Raw genomic sequence first — 16,070 nt, 5'->3', positions numbered from 1 at the left:
GAGGCTTTCATAAATATGGTTGCCAAAGAATGAACCGTTGGCTCGGCCCTTTTTGCTCATATCAGCTCCAGAAAAATTATTTCCTTGATATTACCATAGGTTAAGCATTTTGGGAGTCTTTTTTGTATTAATTTTTAGTAATATTTACGTATCGTTTTGCAACAGTCTCAATTTGAGGGGAGGGCGGGGGACCGCCGACCACCCTCTCCATACCGCTGTTTTTTTCTAACCCAAATTCATTCATTTTATGACCTGAGTAATAGTTAATAAAAAACCCCGAGATTAAGGATGCAGGTCTTGCATTTTTGAAGATGGTGATTAACCTATAATCAAAGCAGCCCGAGGACCGGAAAACCTGTCCCGGCACGCCTTAAGCAATCCATCCAGGGGCCATTGATGTGGAGTTAAAACAGTCCCACCGGGCTGCTTGAATATATGAAAAGCCATGCGCCAGGCATGGCTTTTTTAGGTTAGAACGTGGGTCTACCATGATGGGGAAAATTTTATGGCCTATCTGAAAGGGATAAAGTTCAACGGCCTGCTCGGATTTTTTATATTGGCCCTGTCAGCCGATCTGGCACAGGCCGGTAATTAGCAGCACAGCAAGTATTGTATTCCCCCCGTTCCAGGTGTAACGATAGTCTTTAAGCCCGCCAGTCAAGCAGAACTCCTTCAGGCCCTGGGTCAGACCCGGGACCTTCCCAAGACCTTGCAAATAGCTTTTCATTTCAGCAAGGAATTTCACACCATGCCTTCCCCCCAACCAGAAGTGCGGATTTGAGTCCGAAGCCCAGTGGGTAGAAAGGCGTTTGGAACAGATAGCCGCCGACAAATAAGCCAGTCTAAGGAATTAAATAATCACTAATCCTGACCGGCTTAAAATCGCGGTCTAGCTAATGGTCATCCGGGCATCGAGGACCAGCATTCCCTGTCCCTGCGGGAAAACCCGGATCGGATTGAGATCCAGCTCCTCAATCTGAGGAAAGTGAAGCATCAATGATGATAGCAACATTAATCCCTGGATTATGCTTTCCCGGTCTGCCGGGGGTTGACCCCGCCGGCCCTGCAGCATGGCGCTGATCCGGGTCTGGTCGATCAGCCGCCCGGCCTGGGCTTCGCCCAGGGGAGCGATGCCCAAGGCCACGTCTTCCAGAATTTCTACCCAGATGCCGCCGGCGCCGAATACTACCAGGGGGCCAAAGGTGTGATCCCGCCGCGCCCCCAACAGGATTTCCACCCCACCGGCTACCATGGGCATGAGCAGGGCTTGCCAGTCCTCCCCGCACGGAAGCCGATTTTGGGCCACCTGGGCCAGCTGATCAAATGCCTGGGCCACGGCCGCAGGGGTCTCCAGGTCGAGGACCACCCCTCCCAGATCAGATTTATGCACGGCACTGGGGGCCACCAATTTCAGGCATACCGGACAGCCCAGGCCAGACGCCGCACTAATTGCCGCGGCTTCCGAGGTTACCAGATGCCACTCTGGCACTGCCATTCCCAGACTCTGAAAAACCTCTAAGGCCACCGGCATCGGCAAGGGGCCGGGGGTAGCGAGGTAGGGGGCCAGCACCTTTTCTACCCCGGCTAGCTGAGGGGGCGAGCCCACCGAAGCCGAAACCACGGCTGGCGGTCGGGAGGCTTGCCGGGCCAGGGCCAGGCCCTGAATGGCCTCTTCGGGGAAATCAAACACTGGCACCCCCATTTGCCGCCGAAGGAATTGTCGTTCCTCTAGTTCGCCGATGACCGCGATCACCAGAGGTTTCTGGTAGTGCTGAGCCAACCTGATCTGATCCTGCACCGTATCCCGGGCGACGGCCTTCTCTTCATCGGATAACGGCTCATAATTCAATAACACGGCGTCAAAAACCGGATCCCGACAGAACTCCAGCATCAGGTCCCGATATAGCGAGAAGTCATAAACATCACCCAAATCCACCGGATTAATAGGTTCAATAATTCCGGCCCGGGAGCGACTGCGGATTAAATTCTGGATGCGCTCCGACAAGGGCGGCAACTCAAAACCCCAGCGCTGGCAGGCATCGGCCACCAGCACTGCCTGGCCGCCCGACCGCGACATTACTGCTAACCGGTTCCCTTTTAAGGGCGGCTGTTCCAGGGCCTTGGCAGCCAGCAGAAAATCGGCCTGGGTATGTACCCGACACAGCCCGGCCTGGGCACAGGCGGCATCCACTACCCGATCATCCACCGTCAAAGCCGCGGTGTGGCTGCGGGCGATAGCAGCGCTGGCGCTGCCAATATTGGCTTTGTGCAGCAGGATCGGTTTGGTGGCCGATTGCCCCAGGTCCATTAATCGGCGGCCGTCGACGATGTCTTCCAGGTACAGGTAAATGACGTGGGTCCCATCATCCTCCAGGAGATAGGCCAGGACATCGGTTTCGTTAATATTTAATTTATTGCCCAGGCTGATGAACTTATTCATCCCCAGCCCTTCCTGGGCCAACCAGGAAATCAAATTAGCGCCCACTCCGCCGCTCTGGGCCACAATGGATACCCCTCCCAGCCGAGGCCGCAAGGGAATCTGGGCGAACGGCAGGCAAAGCCCGACTTCCAGATTAATCAGGCCCAGACCGTTAGGCCCTACCAGGCGGATGCCATAATCCTGCAAGCGCTGGCGGACCTCTTCTTCCAGAACCCGGCCGGCCTCGCTGCACTCGGAGAATCCGCCCGACTCTACCACCACCCGGGTAATTCCCCGTTGGGCGCAGTGGTCCAAGACCTTGGGGACTACCAGCGCCGGTGCCAAAACTGTCACCAGGTCGACCGGCTGCGGCAGTTCCAGCAAGGATGGCAAGATTTCCAGGCCCCGCACCTGTCCGCCCCGTGGTCCGATAGGAAAGATCGGGCCTTGGAAGCCGAACGCGAGCAGGTTATTAACAATAACCCGACCCAAATTAGTGGGATATTCTGAGACCCCCACTACCGCCACACTACGGGGATAAAAAAATTGTTTCATCGGCTAGGGTTGCTCCTTGATCAATTTGGTTATATTTATATGATAAAAGTTCTTTCGAGATCAACACCTAGGCCTTTACAGGACTAGATTTATCAGGAAGATGACAGCTATTAGGAAAAAACCATGGCAGATTGTAAAGGCGATATTGCTACCGACCCGGAAGCCAATGTCTTATACGAGAAATGCTCAGATGTCGATGCCTACTTCTGGCAGGACTTGCTTGCTCGTCCTTACGAAGAGGTTACCGGTCGGACCGGGGCCTCGTTCATTAACGGCACTTATCAGTTGCCTTTTCTGAACCGGAGGCTGGTGATTGCTCCGGCTCAGCACCGAGCGTCCTACATTGGCGAAGAAGACCGGGACCCTGGATTTCAGCTCTGTTTAGTAGCTCTGCTTTTCCTGTTGCGGGTAAACCCCGCCGCCCTGCCCGGCTCTCAGGTCAGTCCCCGCGAATTCAAGGGTGGTACCACCTTTTTCCAGGGTCCCCACGCCCTGCCGGTAACCGGCCTGGAAGAGCGTTTTGGTCGAGATGCCACGGGTTTTCTGCGAGTCGGACAGCAACTCGGCGGTCAGTCACAGGATTTGGGTGACGCGGCCCTCACCCTGCCGGTATTTCCTGGTTTGTCGGTAGGTGTCATCCTGTGGGAGGCGGATGACGAGTTCCCGGCCCAGGTCAGTTTAACTGTCCCTGCAGGGCTAGATCAGTACTGGCCCCTAGACGCGGTCTGGGCACTGTTAAACGTAGTCACCCGGGAACTGTGGTGCGCCGGCCTTTCCACCTTCAGCCCCTGAGGATCACCTACCCTCCCACGGCACTGGCTTTTTGATAAATTGGACTAAATTCCTGAGTGACTGTCAAAAACCGAGGACCATGGTCAGGGGTTTGGCTTGTTTATGTCATGTTAAAAACTTATTATATCCTATCGTCTTAATCAATTAAATACAATTGATATAATGCGAGGCGTCTGAGATTCGGATATATTATCAATCGGAGCATTTAAAAGGTTAATTTACGGGGAGGGCGTAGGGCCTTTTGATCCCCCTTGCCCCTCTCCCAAGAGCCGTTTTCTTTGACCTAAGAATATTTAGTGTTCCGCGGTCAGGCCATTGCTCTGGCCGCTATGCTGAAGGCAAGCCCTCTGTTTTGGAGCATGAAATGCAAAAATTAACCATTGTTGAGGCCATAGAACTGGCCATTGCCCAGGAATTACAAGCCCAGTATAGTTATCTGGAGATGAGCAAACAGACCGATGACCCAGAGTTAAGGAATATCCTAATTGAGATCGCCAACGAGGAAGCCGGACACGAGGCCTCCCTCCGGAGTCGCCTGCGCTTATACAAAGAGAAGAATCAGTTGCGGGAGACTATCTCTCGCTATGTCAGCCCGGCGGTATGTGATGAACTCATCAAAAACCCGGATTTGTTGCAGTTAGGGGGGCGACGCCGCCAAGTAACGGTACTGTTTGCTGATATCTGGGGATTCACCGCCATTTCCGAGCAACTACCTCCCGAATCTGTGGTCGACATACTCAACCGGTATTTTACCGCCATGGTGGATCTGGTCTTTGAGCATCAGGGCACCCTGGATAAGTATCTGGGAGATAACCTGATGGCAGTTTTTGGAGCGCCGCTGGAGCTCCCCCAGGCGTCCCATCGAGCGGTTGAATGTGCCCTGGCCATGCACCGCCGCTTGGTGGAGATGCAGGAACAGGGAGAATTTCCGATTCGCCGCATCGGCATCGGCATTAATACCGGGGAAGCGATCGTGGGTAACATCGGCTCCGCCCGGCGGATGGATTATACGGTAATCGGGGATACGGTCAATGTGGCGGCTCGGCTCCAGGAACTGACCAGGGAACTGGAAGCTGATACCATAATTGGACCCTTGACTTACCAGGAGGTGGCCAGGAACTTTCAGGTGAAGGCCTGTACCCCGGTTATCCTGCGCGGCCGCCGCGCCCCCACTCCGATTTATCAATTGCTAGACTCCAAGGGTTAAGCCAATCGATGAGGTGTGATCCATGGAATATTATGAACTCCGGCCCATAGGCTGGGTCCGCAAAATAGATACTCAACCGGCCATCGAGGTCGATCCCAAATACGCCCCAGCTTTGGACGGCCTGGCTGGTTTTTCGCACCTCTGGGTGCTCTATTGGTTTCACGAACATGATGATCCCCAGAGCCGCAGTCTTCTCAAAGTTCATCCCCGCAATAATCCCGCTAATCCCCTGACCGGAGTCTTTGGAACCCGCTCTCCCCGGCGGCCCAATCTGATCGGTCTCAGCGCCGCCCGGATATTGGCAATTGATAACAACTTAATTCGAATCGATAAACTCGACGCCCGGGAGGGGACCCCGGTAGTGGACCTGAAGCCCTATTTGCCTGGCATCGATCTGCACCCCGAGGCCACCACCCCGGAATGGATCAGCCGCCAGAGTCCTTCCTCAGGGAAAACTCTGACTGGCTGAGACAGCACAACAGGCTGGCCGCGGCCCGCAGTCCTATTGCCAGCGCTCCTTCGTCCGGGTTTAGATCAGGGGTATGTAAGGGGCGCCCTTTAGTCCCTGGCGTCCGAGCCCCCAGGAAAAAATAGAAGGCGGGGACGCGTTGGGCAAAATAGGAAAAATCTTCGCTGCCCATCACCGGACGCATCCGATAAAGACGGGTCGGACCCAAAATGTGTTTGAGGACGGTGAGGGCTTTAGCAGTCAACTCGGGTTCATTCTTGAGGATCGGGTAAATCGGCTGGCTAATCAGACAATATTGGGCACCATAGCCTTTAGTAAGGCCAGATATTAGAGCATGTATGCGGGTCAATAAATTGTCCCGGACCGCCTGATCATGAAACCGCAGAGTGCCCTCCAGTTGCACCCGATCAGCCAGGATATTGAAACGCTGTCCCCCGGCGATGGTGGTAAACACCAGCACCGCCGGCTCTCGGGCATCCTTCCCATGGACTAGCAGACTCTGGAGCTGAATGAGCGCCATGGCCGCCACCAGAATGGCATCGACCCCTTTGTGGGGGGTACCGGCATGGACCGGCTGGCCGATGATCTCCAGCCTGAGGCGGTCGGCCCCGGCGGTGACCACCTCGGGACAATAACCGATCACACCAAGTTCTATCAGCGGCGACAGATGCAGAGCCAGGATGGCGTCCACCGGGGGATTCTCCAGCACCCCGGCCTCAACCATTATCTGGGCCCCGCCTTGTTCTCCCAGGGGGAGACCCTCCTCGGCAGGCTGAAAGATAAACCGGATCTGACCCCGCAGCTGATCCTTAAGTTCGGTCAGCACCCGGGCCGTGACCAGGGCAATACTTAAATGAAAATCATGGCCGCAGGCGTGCATGACCCCGGGGACCTGGGACCGCCAGGGACAATCCACCGTCTCGCTAATCGGCAGGGCGTCCATATCAGCCCGATAGGCAATAACCTTTCCTGGGGCGGCTCCGGTTAAGGTTCCCACTACCCCATGGCCGGCGATACCGTTAGTGACCTCCAGGCCTAAGTCCCGGAGATAATCCCCTACCACCCGCCCGGTGCGGACCTCGTGGTTGGAAAGCTCGGGATATTGGTGAAAATCCCGCCGCAGCCGCTTAAGTTCGGGAATCAGATTCAGGGCACGAGACTCGATGGTGCTCAGCAATTGGTCCACTCCGGCCATAATGATACTCTCCGGTAGAAATACACTTCATAAAAAAGAAAGATATGGGGTTACCGGAGGGGCTGCATGCCCGGGAACCCGGATTTCCGTTAAACGACCGGCTTGCAGCCGTAAGAGGCGGTCGGCCAAGGGCCGGGCCGCTTGCAGGTCTGGGCCGGCCAGTAATACGGCACCTCGATGCTGCTCCCGGTAATCCCTTAACAGCGATAGAATTAGATGATTATTTTTTAGGGTAATGGGCGAGCTGAAGGGTGCCGCCAGGATTAATTCTGGTTTCTTGATCAAGGCACAGGCCCACAGTACCCGGGAATAAATATCGGCCGGGAGTTCCGCCGGGTAACAGGAAAAATAAGGCGTCAACTCCAGCCGCTCAATCAGATCGGAGTAATCCCGGACAATTTCTTTCATAGTCCGCTGCTGAAAATAGCGCGCCGGCAGCGTAATATTTTCTACTACGGTCAGACGCCCCAGCAGAACCTGTCCCGGACTGATATAAGCGATCCGGCGGCGCAGTCGATAGAGTTCAGGCCTGGAACCCTGGGCTGGCTCCTGTCCCCAATACCGGACCCGGCCCTGGGTGGGGAACTGCAAAGTGGCGGCCAGGGATAGCAATTCCTGGGCTCCTGCTGGGGTCAAACCTTCAATTATTAAAAATTCTTTCAACCCCAAGGTCAGGTTCAGAGGAATCGGCCAATCGGGCGGGTGCCGGGGTAAAATCACCTGGTCCAGCAGCAGGCTGTGTTGAATCAAGGATTCAGTCCCTATCCGAAGTGATTTGGTCTTCATAAGTAAAAAACCGAGCTCAGAAAGGCGTCCACGGCCCCGCAGAACAGCAGGCTCAATACTGCCCCTTGAGATGTCTGACGAACCACCGAATTTAGTTGCCTCCCGGCCTGGAGACCGCAATACAGCGAGACCGTGGCGATCAGCATACCAAACAGGATGACTTTAGCCAGGCCTACCATCAGGTCCAGCCAGCCCAGGGCATTGAGCAAAGATAGCCAAAATCCCTCCCAATAGATTTCGGCGAATATTTGCGCGAAGATAAAACCGCCTAATACCGCGGTAATAGCAGAAAGGATAAACAAGGCCACCATGCTGGCGGTTAAACCCCAAAACCGGGGCAAGCCCAAAAAGCGTTGGGGGTCAATGCCCATGATCTGAAGAGCCTCCAGTTCCCGGCCAACCGCCATGATGCCGATTTCGACAATGATGGCAGTGCCCGAACGCAGTAAGACAAAAAAGGCAGTGAGCACCGGCCCCACCTCCCGGATGACAATGATTACCAGAAGTTGCCCAATAAATTCCTCTCCCTGGATTTCGATCAGGTGTGGCGTGGTGTGGACAATCACCAGCAGCCCTAAAATGAGGGCGGTAAGACCTACCAAGAAACCACCCTTGACCGCAGTAAGATAAACCTGCCTTGCGCTTTCCCGCAGGAGCAAAGGAAAACCGGTGCGGCTGGAAAAGGTGGCCAGCAATAAGCGGTAAAACAAAGCAAAGATCTCCAGTATTACGCTCAGATGACGGCGTAATCCGGTCCACCAGCGGGCCAGCGGTTCAATCGGCACATAACGTCTTTTGGAGGCGGTGGCGGTTAGGCTCATTCTGCACCGGCAACTGGAAGTTCAACCCAAAAAGTCACCCCGCCGGTCTCCCGGAGCTTAATGGCAAGGTCTCCGCGGTGCTGGCGGAAGATGGCTGCGGCCAGTGCCGGACCCAGGTGAGTTGGGGGTGGGGTACCGGTCTGGAAAGGAGCTAACAGTCGGTTGATATCGACTTCGGATTTGGGCGGCCCCGAGAACGCCAGGCTGAATTGCACCAGATGCGGTGAGGGCTGGTTAGCCTGGATATTTAACTCCCCGCCCGGCTCCAGTTCTTGGCTGGCATAATCCAACAGAAAAAGAAAGGCCTGGGCTAGGTCAGCCTGGCAGCCCCAAATCGATGGCAACCTTCCCAGCTCTCGGCTGATTGTTACTCCCGGCGGCAAGGCCGGCGCAATCAGATGCAAGGCCTGAGTCAGACTAACTTCAGGGCGGAAGGGTTTCCATACCGTCTCCGGCGGCTTCAGAAAGCGCCCTAAATCCTGGAGTTGGGAATCGAGGGTATGCAGGCCGGTGGCTAGATCGCGCCATTTTTGGAGTGAGAGTCGGTCGCCGCGAACCTCCAGTTGCTCCCGCACCTGACGCATTTCCTCCCGCTGGCTGGCGCTCAAAGAGGGTAGGGATTCGTAAACCTTTAATAGATTGATCAGGATCTGGGATTTTTCCATTAACATAGCCTGAAGTTCCAGGCAGTCCTGGCTCTGGGCCTTTAACGTCGGAAAAATTCCGGTTGTTACTCGCCCCAGGCAAGCCTGACGTTCAGCCGTGACCAATTGCTGGCCCAGTTTCTGGATTGCCTGGGCCAGGCGCATCAACACCTGACGCAGATTGGTCACTTCAACCTGCCCCTGAGGATCGACCCGTTCCAGATTGGCAAGCCATAAATCCAGATCCGCACTCCGGTCGGTATCCAGGGCATAAGCCACCCGGCTGAGGTGGGACAGCGGTTCGGTTATCTTGCGGGTCCAAAAATAGACTACTATCAGGGCCAGCAGGCCGGAGCTCAGCAGGCTCAGCATAATCTCCAACGCCACAGTATTACGGATCTTACTTCCCTCCTGGCTCTGAAAAAGTTTCAGGCGACGTAGACTATCGACCTCAACGCCGATTTTAGCTACCCCCCAGTAGAGTGCTCCCCGGTCTGGGAGAGGCACATATATGGGGAAGTAGCGGAGCAACATTTCTCCTTCCTTTTTCGGACCGCGGTTGACTGATTCCAAGAGGTTTTTATCGACCCATTGTTGATCATTAATCTTATCGATCAATTTTCTTTCCGATCCCGAGAATTTTTTCAAACCTCTTTCGGGACCAGTCATGGGCTGCAATTCCGGCTCTTCCCGGCGATAATACCAGTAAGTCAAATGACGGCCTTCGGCATCCCCTGGACCATGAATAAGTTCAATTCCTTCGATGACCTCATTGAAGGTGACTTTTTCCCATAACAGCCTTTTAACCAGCTGATCAATCTGTTGTTCCCCCCCAGGTTTGACTTTTAACAATTCCCTCAGGTGAGAAAACTCCAGCACCATGAGCCGGGCAATAGTAGTAGCCTCATTCTCTTTCTCTTCCTCAATGGATTTGATGGTGCGGTCCAACAGACCCTTAAGGGTAAAATGCAGCAAAGGAAAAAACAACAGCATGACGCCGAGGTAGATAATAAAGGCGGCAGCGCCTAACGACAGGAGACGGTAACCAAGGGACTCCCGGGGAGGAAGCAAAGGTTTGGCCATTTTACTCTTTCCTCACCACCCCTTGAAGTTCAACGCTGGCGGCGGTCAGAGCTGCCTCAGGAGAACTCTGGCCATGCAGGGCCTCTAACAGATATTTTTCCAAGATATTATTGACTATCCGGCTCTGGGGCCGGGGACGCAGCACTAAATCGACAAGGGCAAAGGTCGCCTGGTATACTTGCCAGACCTCTTTGTTTTTGACCTGCGTCAAGGCACTCTGCAGAGCTGGAATCTGACCCAGGGTCTCAGCCGCCAGCACCTGAAAGCGGTCATTGGTCACCAGGTTAATAAACTGCCTGGCGGTGGCCATGATCAGGTGATTGGTGATGGCAAATCGATTGATGCCCCAGCCAAAGGAACCGACATTAGAATAACGGTGGGGATGACCGGCGCGACAAGGAATGGGGGCTACTCCCACCTGGTTGAGATCGGTTAAGGAGTAAGGGGTTGGCCTGTCGCCTTGCTGGATAATCTCCTTCAGGTCTTGCATGCGGGTGTTCCAGTTAATCATGAACAACGCCTCACCCCGATAAAAGGCCTGACGCAGGCTTTGGGGAGCCTCAAATTCTTTTAACTCCCTGATACTGGGGGCCAGAGTTCCTGACATTTTACAGATTTCCTGGAGGGCCTCGATGCCGGCAGCCAGGACTTCAGGCCGATTGAGGACCAAATGACCCTGGCCGTCCAGGATGGCACCGCCAAACCCCCAGAGGATCGGATAGAAATCATTGATAAAATTTGTCGCATGGAAGATTAACCCATATTTCAGCGATGGTTCCTGCGGCAGAATTTTCTGGCAAACGGCCTTTAGCCCGGCCCAGTCTCGGGGGGGCTCCTGGTGGTAGCGACTCAGCAGATCCTGTCGGTAAAACAGAATATTGCCCTTTATGGAAATGGGAACTGCCATCAACTCCGCTTTCGACAGGCCGGTGATTTCGGGCACTGAGACCGAAAAGGCTTCAGCTACGGCCGGGACCAGGTCGTCTTTGGAAAAAACCCCGGTCCGCTCCATTTCATAAAGCCATCCGGCCATAGCGTAACGACGAACCCAGGGGGCATCCAATAAAAGCACGGTGGGAATCTTGCTTTCGGTAGACAGAGCCAGCACAAAAGGCTCGTAGGGGAGCAGATTTTCAGGCACGAACAGCCCTTTAAAGCGGCGATCAAAATCCTGATAAGCCGGAATCTGATGCTCTTGGGCCAGATGGCAGATCAATTTCTGGATCTGATTATCAAAGGTATAAGTGATCGTCTCCCGCGAGCCAGGAGCTTGGGGAGTTTTACAACCCAGGAAGCAAAGGATGATTATCAGGAGGAGCCGAAACATTCGGTCACCGCTGATGTTCAGGATTTTTGGTGATTTTGGCAAACTCGGTAAAATTATCCGGTTTATTAGACCGGCTGGCAACCAAAAACGTGTAGCGTTGCCAGTACCTTTCTCGATTTAAGGGAATTAACAGGGCTAAACAACTCAGCAGTCCGACTCCTTCCAACAGGAAAACCAGGCCATAAGCCCAGTGGACACTTCCCAACCTCTGCACACCCTGGTCTCTCAAAATCCCTCCGGCCATTTCCCCACCTGCCAGTCCAAGGCCGCTTACCAGATTCCATAAACCCATGAAAACCCCGCTGCAAGCAGCCGGGGCCAGACTCATGGTCAGGTAAGAAATGCCCACGTTAAACAACCCCCGGGCCAACCCCAGCAGCCACAAAGAATAGATCCCCAGACTCAACTCCGGCCAGAAAGAGGTCAGGCTAAGCAGGCCAAAAGCCAAGCTGCTCAAGATCAGACCGCCGGCCAGGATGGTCTTATCTCCCAGGCTCTGCCAGCGACGCATTAGCAGGTTAATTCCCACCATCCCGATGAGGATGCCATAGGAGGTATAGATCCCGAATCTGGTGGTTTCGGCCACCGGCAGCTCCAATACCTCACCGCCGTAAGAGGTTATTATAAAACTTTGGATGGCCAGGAAAAAGACTGAGGCCCACAAGAAGGCAAAGAAAATCAGCGCCTGGCCATTGCCGGCCAAAAGTTGCAGCGTGGGCCATAGTCGGGGAAAGCTCGGCGGTTGGGGTTGAGTAACCCCACCCTGGCCTTCCACTCCCCAGGTTCCCCAGAGGGTTATGAGCAGGGCCAGGAAGGTGACGAATCCAAAGACCTCATCCAGATAGGCCGGGTTATACAGGGGCAACAAATGTTGCAACAGGGATGAACCGACAATAAACCCGGCCAGGGTCATGATCCACACCAGGGTAAGCGCCGCTCCACGTTCTGCTTCCGGGATCTGGTCCACCAGCAGGGCATTGATAGCCGTGGCCGACACCGTGGTGCCGACTCCAAATAGGGAAAACAGCAGCACCCCTTGGTACAGCACCACCCAACTATGAGGCGCTACCGCCAGGGCCCGGCCCCAGAGTGGGAAAAAGGGCATGACGAACAGGGCCAAAGCCATCCCGCCCCAAATATAAGGCAGACGCCGCCAACCCCAGATCGCCCGGGTATCAGAAAAATAACCGGCTGCCAGGCCGACGGGGGTCATCAGGTGCTGGAAGGCAAAACTAAAGGTAACCACAGAGGCCGACACCTGAAGTTCAACAATCAATACCCGATTGAGGACATTGGCTAACATTACCACCAATAATGAGGTGGCAAAACGAACCATCCCTAATTTCAGCACCAGGGGAGAAATTATCATCTAGTATTTTGGAGAGAGGGGGCTTTTGGTCCTCCCCTTAAATTAACCTTTTAGATACTTGGAGTAATAAGTCATTGCATCTGTTCATAGAGGGATAGATAGGCCTCTACCATTTGTTCTAAAGAAAATTTTTGACTCACATGTTCCCGACAACGGAAAGGGTCTAATTCTGCTAATCGGCGGCAACCGTCCCGTAATTCCCCATAGGTCCGGACTACAAAGCCGGTTTCGCCATGGGCTACCACTTCGGAAACCGCGCCGCGATCATAGGCTAAAACCGGAGTGCCACAAGCCATAGCCTCTAACAGCACTAGTCCAAAGGCCTCATCCACCTCCAGGGGCAGCACCAACCCGCGGGCCTGGCCCAGCAGGGCTACCTTCTGGGTAAAATTCGCCGGACCCAGGTAGATAATCTGCTCCCCATCCACCCGGGGCCGGATCTCCTGGTCAAAATAAGGCTGGTCAGGACCAAATACCGGCCCGGCAATCACCAGCCGCACGCCGATCTCTTGGGTCAGTCGGATGGCGGTGTGCAACCCTTTATCAGGATATATGCGGCCTAAAAACAAAAGAAAATCCTGTTTTTGCGCCTCAAAGGGATAGTCACCCACGTCTAGGCCGTGCGGGATCAGATGCCGCCGGGGGTGTCCCAGAAGTTGGCGATATTGAAAATTACTGACAGCCACCAGGTGGACTTGGGGAAAATGCAGCAGATAATCTTGCTTGACCGGGGTCAGGGGCGTGTGAAGGGTAATTGCCAGAGGGGCCGGAGGCGGTCCCGCGGCCCAAAAGCCGGCGGCATTTTCCAGGTGGGAATGAATCACCTGAGGAGGCTCGGACCGCAAATGGGCCCAGGAATAAGAAAGATGCAGATTTTCAGAAAATTTATCTGGAGGCCAGAAAGCTTCTGGATAAGGACCGTGATGGGGCAGGGGAAATAAGGAATCCCCCGAGCAGAACAGCTGCACCTCTTGTCCGCATCCCAGTAAACCGCGGCTTAATAGCGCCACCATTAACTCCGTGCCCCCGTAGGTTGGAGGCGGTACTGGAATCCAGGGCGGCGCGATCTGAGCGATGTGCATCACCTGCCTCCGTGCCCTAAAATGGCCTGAATTTCCGGTCGGGTGGCTAACGGCGGCAGGGTCAGGTCAGCCATTGGGACCTGGAGCCAGTCAGGCGGAGCCTCGACTTGTGACTGCGGCACCGGAAGGTTGAGCATGGGCTCGGGTAGAGGACTTGGCTGCCAATTAAGGATTCCAGCCTCCACCAGAATTTCTTCCAGGGTATGAAAAACATTGCCGGCCATCTGATCCAGCCCCCGTTTCTTTGCCGTAGAGTTGAGGGGAGCATGGCGATGGTCCATCTGACCCAGATAAATTTGCACCAGGTGCTCTAGGTCATCGGTTCCGGGAACCAAATTTAAACGATTTAGGGCCAGAGACAGCAGGATCACGGTCTCGATCCCGTAGCCGCTTTTGAACGGCAAGGCGGTCCAGAATTTTAAGGTTCCAGCTATCTCCCCGGAGAGCAGATAGATTAATTTTTGTAAGGCCTGCACCCCCGGATGCGGACATAGAGCCAAAAATGACCGGTAGATGGCGTTCAACCGGCCTCCGCGGGGCCGCTGATAGACTACCTTGGCTACTTCCACAGCATCAAACCAGAGAATCGCTCCGACCGGATCGATCACCCAGCGGTGATTAAAATATCGCGGGCGGATATCGGCATCGATAAACTCTACTACTGCCTGCGACGGGCTGACCCCTTCCTGAGTGATCAGGTAGTAAAGGAAGGCTCGCATGACAGCCCCTTTGCCCAGCCGATCCAGATGTTGATCAGGGGGCAAAAACTTCCGGGCCTGGAACAATCGAACCCCTGGGAAGGTCTGATTCAGTCGTGCTAAGTTACCAGGCCGTTGTCCTCCGAAGGCAATCCAGACCTGATCGATCAGGGTTTGTTGGAGGGGTTCCAGAATTGCCACCAGACGGGCTAAATTAGCTGCTTCCCGGGCCGTCCCGACCGGGAAGACGACGTGCACCGGAACTTTTCTGGTCTGCTTGGTGGCGATCAGCTCCTTCCGGTCAATGCTTCCCACCGGCAACAGCCCCAAGGCCGGCAAGGTCGCGGACCGCTCCCAGTCCCCTGGTTTGATCAGCCTTGGGCCGCGGCTCAAGGAGTCCCCCACAGCACTTGGCGCGCCGCGGCCGCCACCTCCGGCCGGGCCAGCCAGGACTGGAGGGCCTGCCAGTCAGAGACTACCTCTAAATAAGCCTGCAAGGCGTTGGAGGGGGGCCGGTCGACCTCGGAAATCAGCGCCAGGTTTTCCAGGGTGAGTTGGGCCGCCTGCAGCATACCCTGGGCCAGATATTCCAGGGCCAACAGGGTATGACTCTGAAAGGCCCGGTGTTCCAAATCGTCCTCCAGGAAATTGCCCGGATAGGGTTTAAGTTCGGCCGCGGTTACCCGGGCCATGCCCGGTCGCGGCTCCTGGTCCCGCAACTTACGCCGGGTATAGAGGAATCGGGCCAGGTCCTGGCGCAGGCGCAGCCATTCGGGATGTGGTTGATCAGGCGGGATATGGATGACTGTCAAAGTATTATCTAAAAAAAACGGTATCTTAAACATACGCGCATTTAGCACATAGTCGATGTCTTCTCCTCTAGGGATGGCTGGATCAAAGGGAAGTTGTCGGAACAGTCTGGCGCTCAGAGCGAGATTGCCACCGAGGGCCAAAGGGCTGGGTTTGAGTCGGGACCCAGCCAGAATCAAGTCCTGAAATGCCGCGTTCATCCAGCGGATTTTGGGCCAATAAATGGTCCAGGCCGCGTCAGGTTCCGGCAACAAGACACCGCCGTCCGGATTTTGATAAATCCCGGCCAGGCCAAACACCGGATGCTCTGAAGACAGTAAGGCAAAATCTTCTGCGATTTTGGCTAAAAAATTGGCATCAGCAATGATTTCATCGTCATCCAGGCTGACCAGGACCTCGGCCTCCAAAATATTGGCCAGAATCAGGGTCAGATTGCGGACCTGGGAGTACCCCGATAAAGACAGCAAACCGACCCAATGCTCCTGCCCATGGGAATGGAGGAAATCCTTCAAGGCGGCCAGCTCAGTTGCGGTAAAGGTGACCACCCGGTAGGGAAGCGGTGGAGATTCCAGGATTTCCTGGAGTTGAGCGGCCATCGCGGCCTCGAGCCGGGGAGAAGTGGCGGTAGCCACAACCACTACCTGGACCGAGTCCGATACCAGAGGGGTAAGGCTATCCAGGGCCCGCCGCAAAGTTCCGCGGTTATAAAGCGGGGTCGGATGGTCGTAAATAATCTCTCCGGGCCCGGTCCCGAAGGGATGGGTCCAAAAAGTGGGGATAGCTATACAGTAGCGCATAATTTTGACAAGGTTA

General features: G+C 54.9%; 14 protein-coding genes. 3 read left to right on the top strand and 11 right to left on the bottom strand.

Features of this window, described 5'->3' with window-relative positions; genetic code table 11:
* Positions 1-565: 565 nt before the first annotated feature.
* Both JRG72_01650 and JRG72_01645 read right to left on the bottom strand, forming a co-directional pair.
* Positions 566-745, bottom strand: coding sequence for a hypothetical protein (locus JRG72_01650; protein ID MBW2133926.1), 180 nt, complete (start codon positions 743-745; stop codon positions 566-568).
* 144 nt (positions 746-889) lie between these two features.
* On the bottom strand, positions 890-2,974 hold the full coding sequence (locus tag JRG72_01645) for an acetate--CoA ligase family protein (GenBank protein ID MBW2133925.1): 2,085 nt from the start codon (positions 2,972-2,974) through the stop codon (positions 890-892).
* Between the two features lie 123 nt (positions 2,975-3,097).
* Here JRG72_01645 and JRG72_01640 point away from each other — a divergent pair, with 123 nt between their 5' ends.
* From JRG72_01640 to tsaA, 3 genes are all read left to right on the top strand, one after another.
* Complete coding sequence (locus JRG72_01640; GenBank protein MBW2133924.1) at positions 3,098-3,766, top strand: DUF3786 domain-containing protein; 669 nt, start codon at positions 3,098-3,100, stop codon at positions 3,764-3,766.
* Between the two features lie 364 nt (positions 3,767-4,130).
* Positions 4,131-4,973 carry an adenylate/guanylate cyclase domain-containing protein gene (locus tag JRG72_01635; GenBank protein MBW2133923.1) on the top strand — a complete coding sequence of 281 codons (843 nt, stop codon included), beginning with the start codon at positions 4,131-4,133 and terminating at the stop codon, positions 4,971-4,973.
* A 22-nt stretch (positions 4,974-4,995) separates the two neighbouring features.
* Complete coding sequence (tsaA, locus tag JRG72_01630) at positions 4,996-5,442, top strand: tRNA (N6-threonylcarbamoyladenosine(37)-N6)-methyltransferase TrmO (protein ID MBW2133922.1); 447 nt, start codon at positions 4,996-4,998, stop codon at positions 5,440-5,442.
* Here the strand turns inward: tsaA and JRG72_01625 are convergent.
* From JRG72_01625 to JRG72_01585, 9 genes are all read right to left on the bottom strand, one after another.
* Positions 5,399-6,637: an amidohydrolase gene (locus JRG72_01625; protein MBW2133921.1), complete on the bottom strand. Its 1,239-nt coding sequence runs from the start codon at positions 6,635-6,637 to the stop codon at positions 5,399-5,401. The two genes, tsaA and JRG72_01625, sit on opposite strands and share 44 nt — an antisense overlap.
* A gap of 27 nt (positions 6,638-6,664) precedes the next feature.
* On the bottom strand, positions 6,665-7,423 hold the full coding sequence (locus JRG72_01620; protein ID MBW2133920.1) for a hypothetical protein: 759 nt from the start codon (positions 7,421-7,423) through the stop codon (positions 6,665-6,667).
* Complete coding sequence (locus JRG72_01615) at positions 7,420-8,244, bottom strand: ABC transporter permease (GenBank protein MBW2133919.1); 825 nt, start codon at positions 8,242-8,244, stop codon at positions 7,420-7,422. The genes JRG72_01620 and JRG72_01615 overlap by 4 nt, the downstream gene beginning before the upstream one ends.
* Complete coding sequence (locus JRG72_01610; protein ID MBW2133918.1) at positions 8,241-9,971, bottom strand: hypothetical protein; 1,731 nt, start codon at positions 9,969-9,971, stop codon at positions 8,241-8,243. Before JRG72_01610 ends, JRG72_01615 begins: the two co-directional genes overlap by 4 nt.
* Before the next feature lies 1 nt (position 9,972).
* Entirely contained in the window at positions 9,973-11,298 is a 1,326-nt protein-coding gene (locus JRG72_01605; protein ID MBW2133917.1) for an extracellular solute-binding protein, read from the bottom strand.
* 4 nt (positions 11,299-11,302) lie between these two features.
* Complete coding sequence (locus JRG72_01600; protein MBW2133916.1) at positions 11,303-12,667, bottom strand: BCD family MFS transporter; 1,365 nt, start codon at positions 12,665-12,667, stop codon at positions 11,303-11,305.
* Between the two features lie 71 nt (positions 12,668-12,738).
* Positions 12,739-13,749, bottom strand: coding sequence for a glycosyltransferase family 4 protein (locus tag JRG72_01595; GenBank protein ID MBW2133915.1), 1,011 nt, complete (start codon positions 13,747-13,749; stop codon positions 12,739-12,741).
* Positions 13,749-14,840, bottom strand: a complete 1,092-nt coding sequence (locus JRG72_01590) for a hypothetical protein (GenBank protein MBW2133914.1) — start codon at positions 14,838-14,840, stop codon at positions 13,749-13,751. The genes JRG72_01595 and JRG72_01590 overlap by 1 nt, the downstream gene beginning before the upstream one ends.
* A complete protein-coding gene (locus JRG72_01585) occupies positions 14,837-16,054 on the bottom strand; it encodes a hypothetical protein (GenBank protein MBW2133913.1) in 1,218 nt (405 codons plus the stop codon). The genes JRG72_01590 and JRG72_01585 overlap by 4 nt, the downstream gene beginning before the upstream one ends.
* Positions 16,055-16,070: the final 16 nt, after the last annotated feature.

Source organism: Deltaproteobacteria bacterium (assembly GCA_019309545.1).
Taxonomy (GTDB): Bacteria; Desulfobacterota; Desulfobaccia; order Desulfobaccales; family Desulfobaccaceae; genus Desulfobacca_B.
This window is presented reverse-complemented; position numbering and strand designations above follow the sequence as displayed.

Coding starts and splice junctions, on each gene's coding strand:
- JRG72_01640 (MBW2133924.1), top strand. CDS start 3,098: ATGGCAGATTGTAAAGGCGATATTGCTACCGACCCGGAAGCCAATGTC.
- JRG72_01595 (MBW2133915.1), bottom strand. CDS start 13,749: ATGCACATCGCTCAGATCGCGCCGCCCTGGATTCCAGTACCGCCTCCA.
- JRG72_01610 (MBW2133918.1), bottom strand. CDS start 9,971: ATGGCCAAACCTTTGCTTCCTCCCCGGGAGTCCCTTGGTTACCGTCTC.
- JRG72_01615 (MBW2133919.1), bottom strand. CDS start 8,244: ATGAGCCTAACCGCCACCGCCTCCAAAAGACGTTATGTGCCGATTGAA.
- JRG72_01585 (MBW2133913.1), bottom strand. CDS start 16,054: ATGCGCTACTGTATAGCTATCCCCACTTTTTGGACCCATCCCTTCGGG.
- JRG72_01625 (MBW2133921.1), bottom strand. CDS start 6,637: ATGGCCGGAGTGGACCAATTGCTGAGCACCATCGAGTCTCGTGCCCTG.
- JRG72_01620 (MBW2133920.1), bottom strand. CDS start 7,423: ATGAAGACCAAATCACTTCGGATAGGGACTGAATCCTTGATTCAACAC.
- JRG72_01635 (MBW2133923.1), top strand. CDS start 4,131: ATGCAAAAATTAACCATTGTTGAGGCCATAGAACTGGCCATTGCCCAG.
- tsaA (MBW2133922.1), top strand. CDS start 4,996: ATGGAATATTATGAACTCCGGCCCATAGGCTGGGTCCGCAAAATAGAT.
- JRG72_01645 (MBW2133925.1), bottom strand. CDS start 2,974: ATGAAACAATTTTTTTATCCCCGTAGTGTGGCGGTAGTGGGGGTCTCA.
- JRG72_01605 (MBW2133917.1), bottom strand. CDS start 11,298: ATGTTTCGGCTCCTCCTGATAATCATCCTTTGCTTCCTGGGTTGTAAA.
- JRG72_01600 (MBW2133916.1), bottom strand. CDS start 12,667: ATGATAATTTCTCCCCTGGTGCTGAAATTAGGGATGGTTCGTTTTGCC.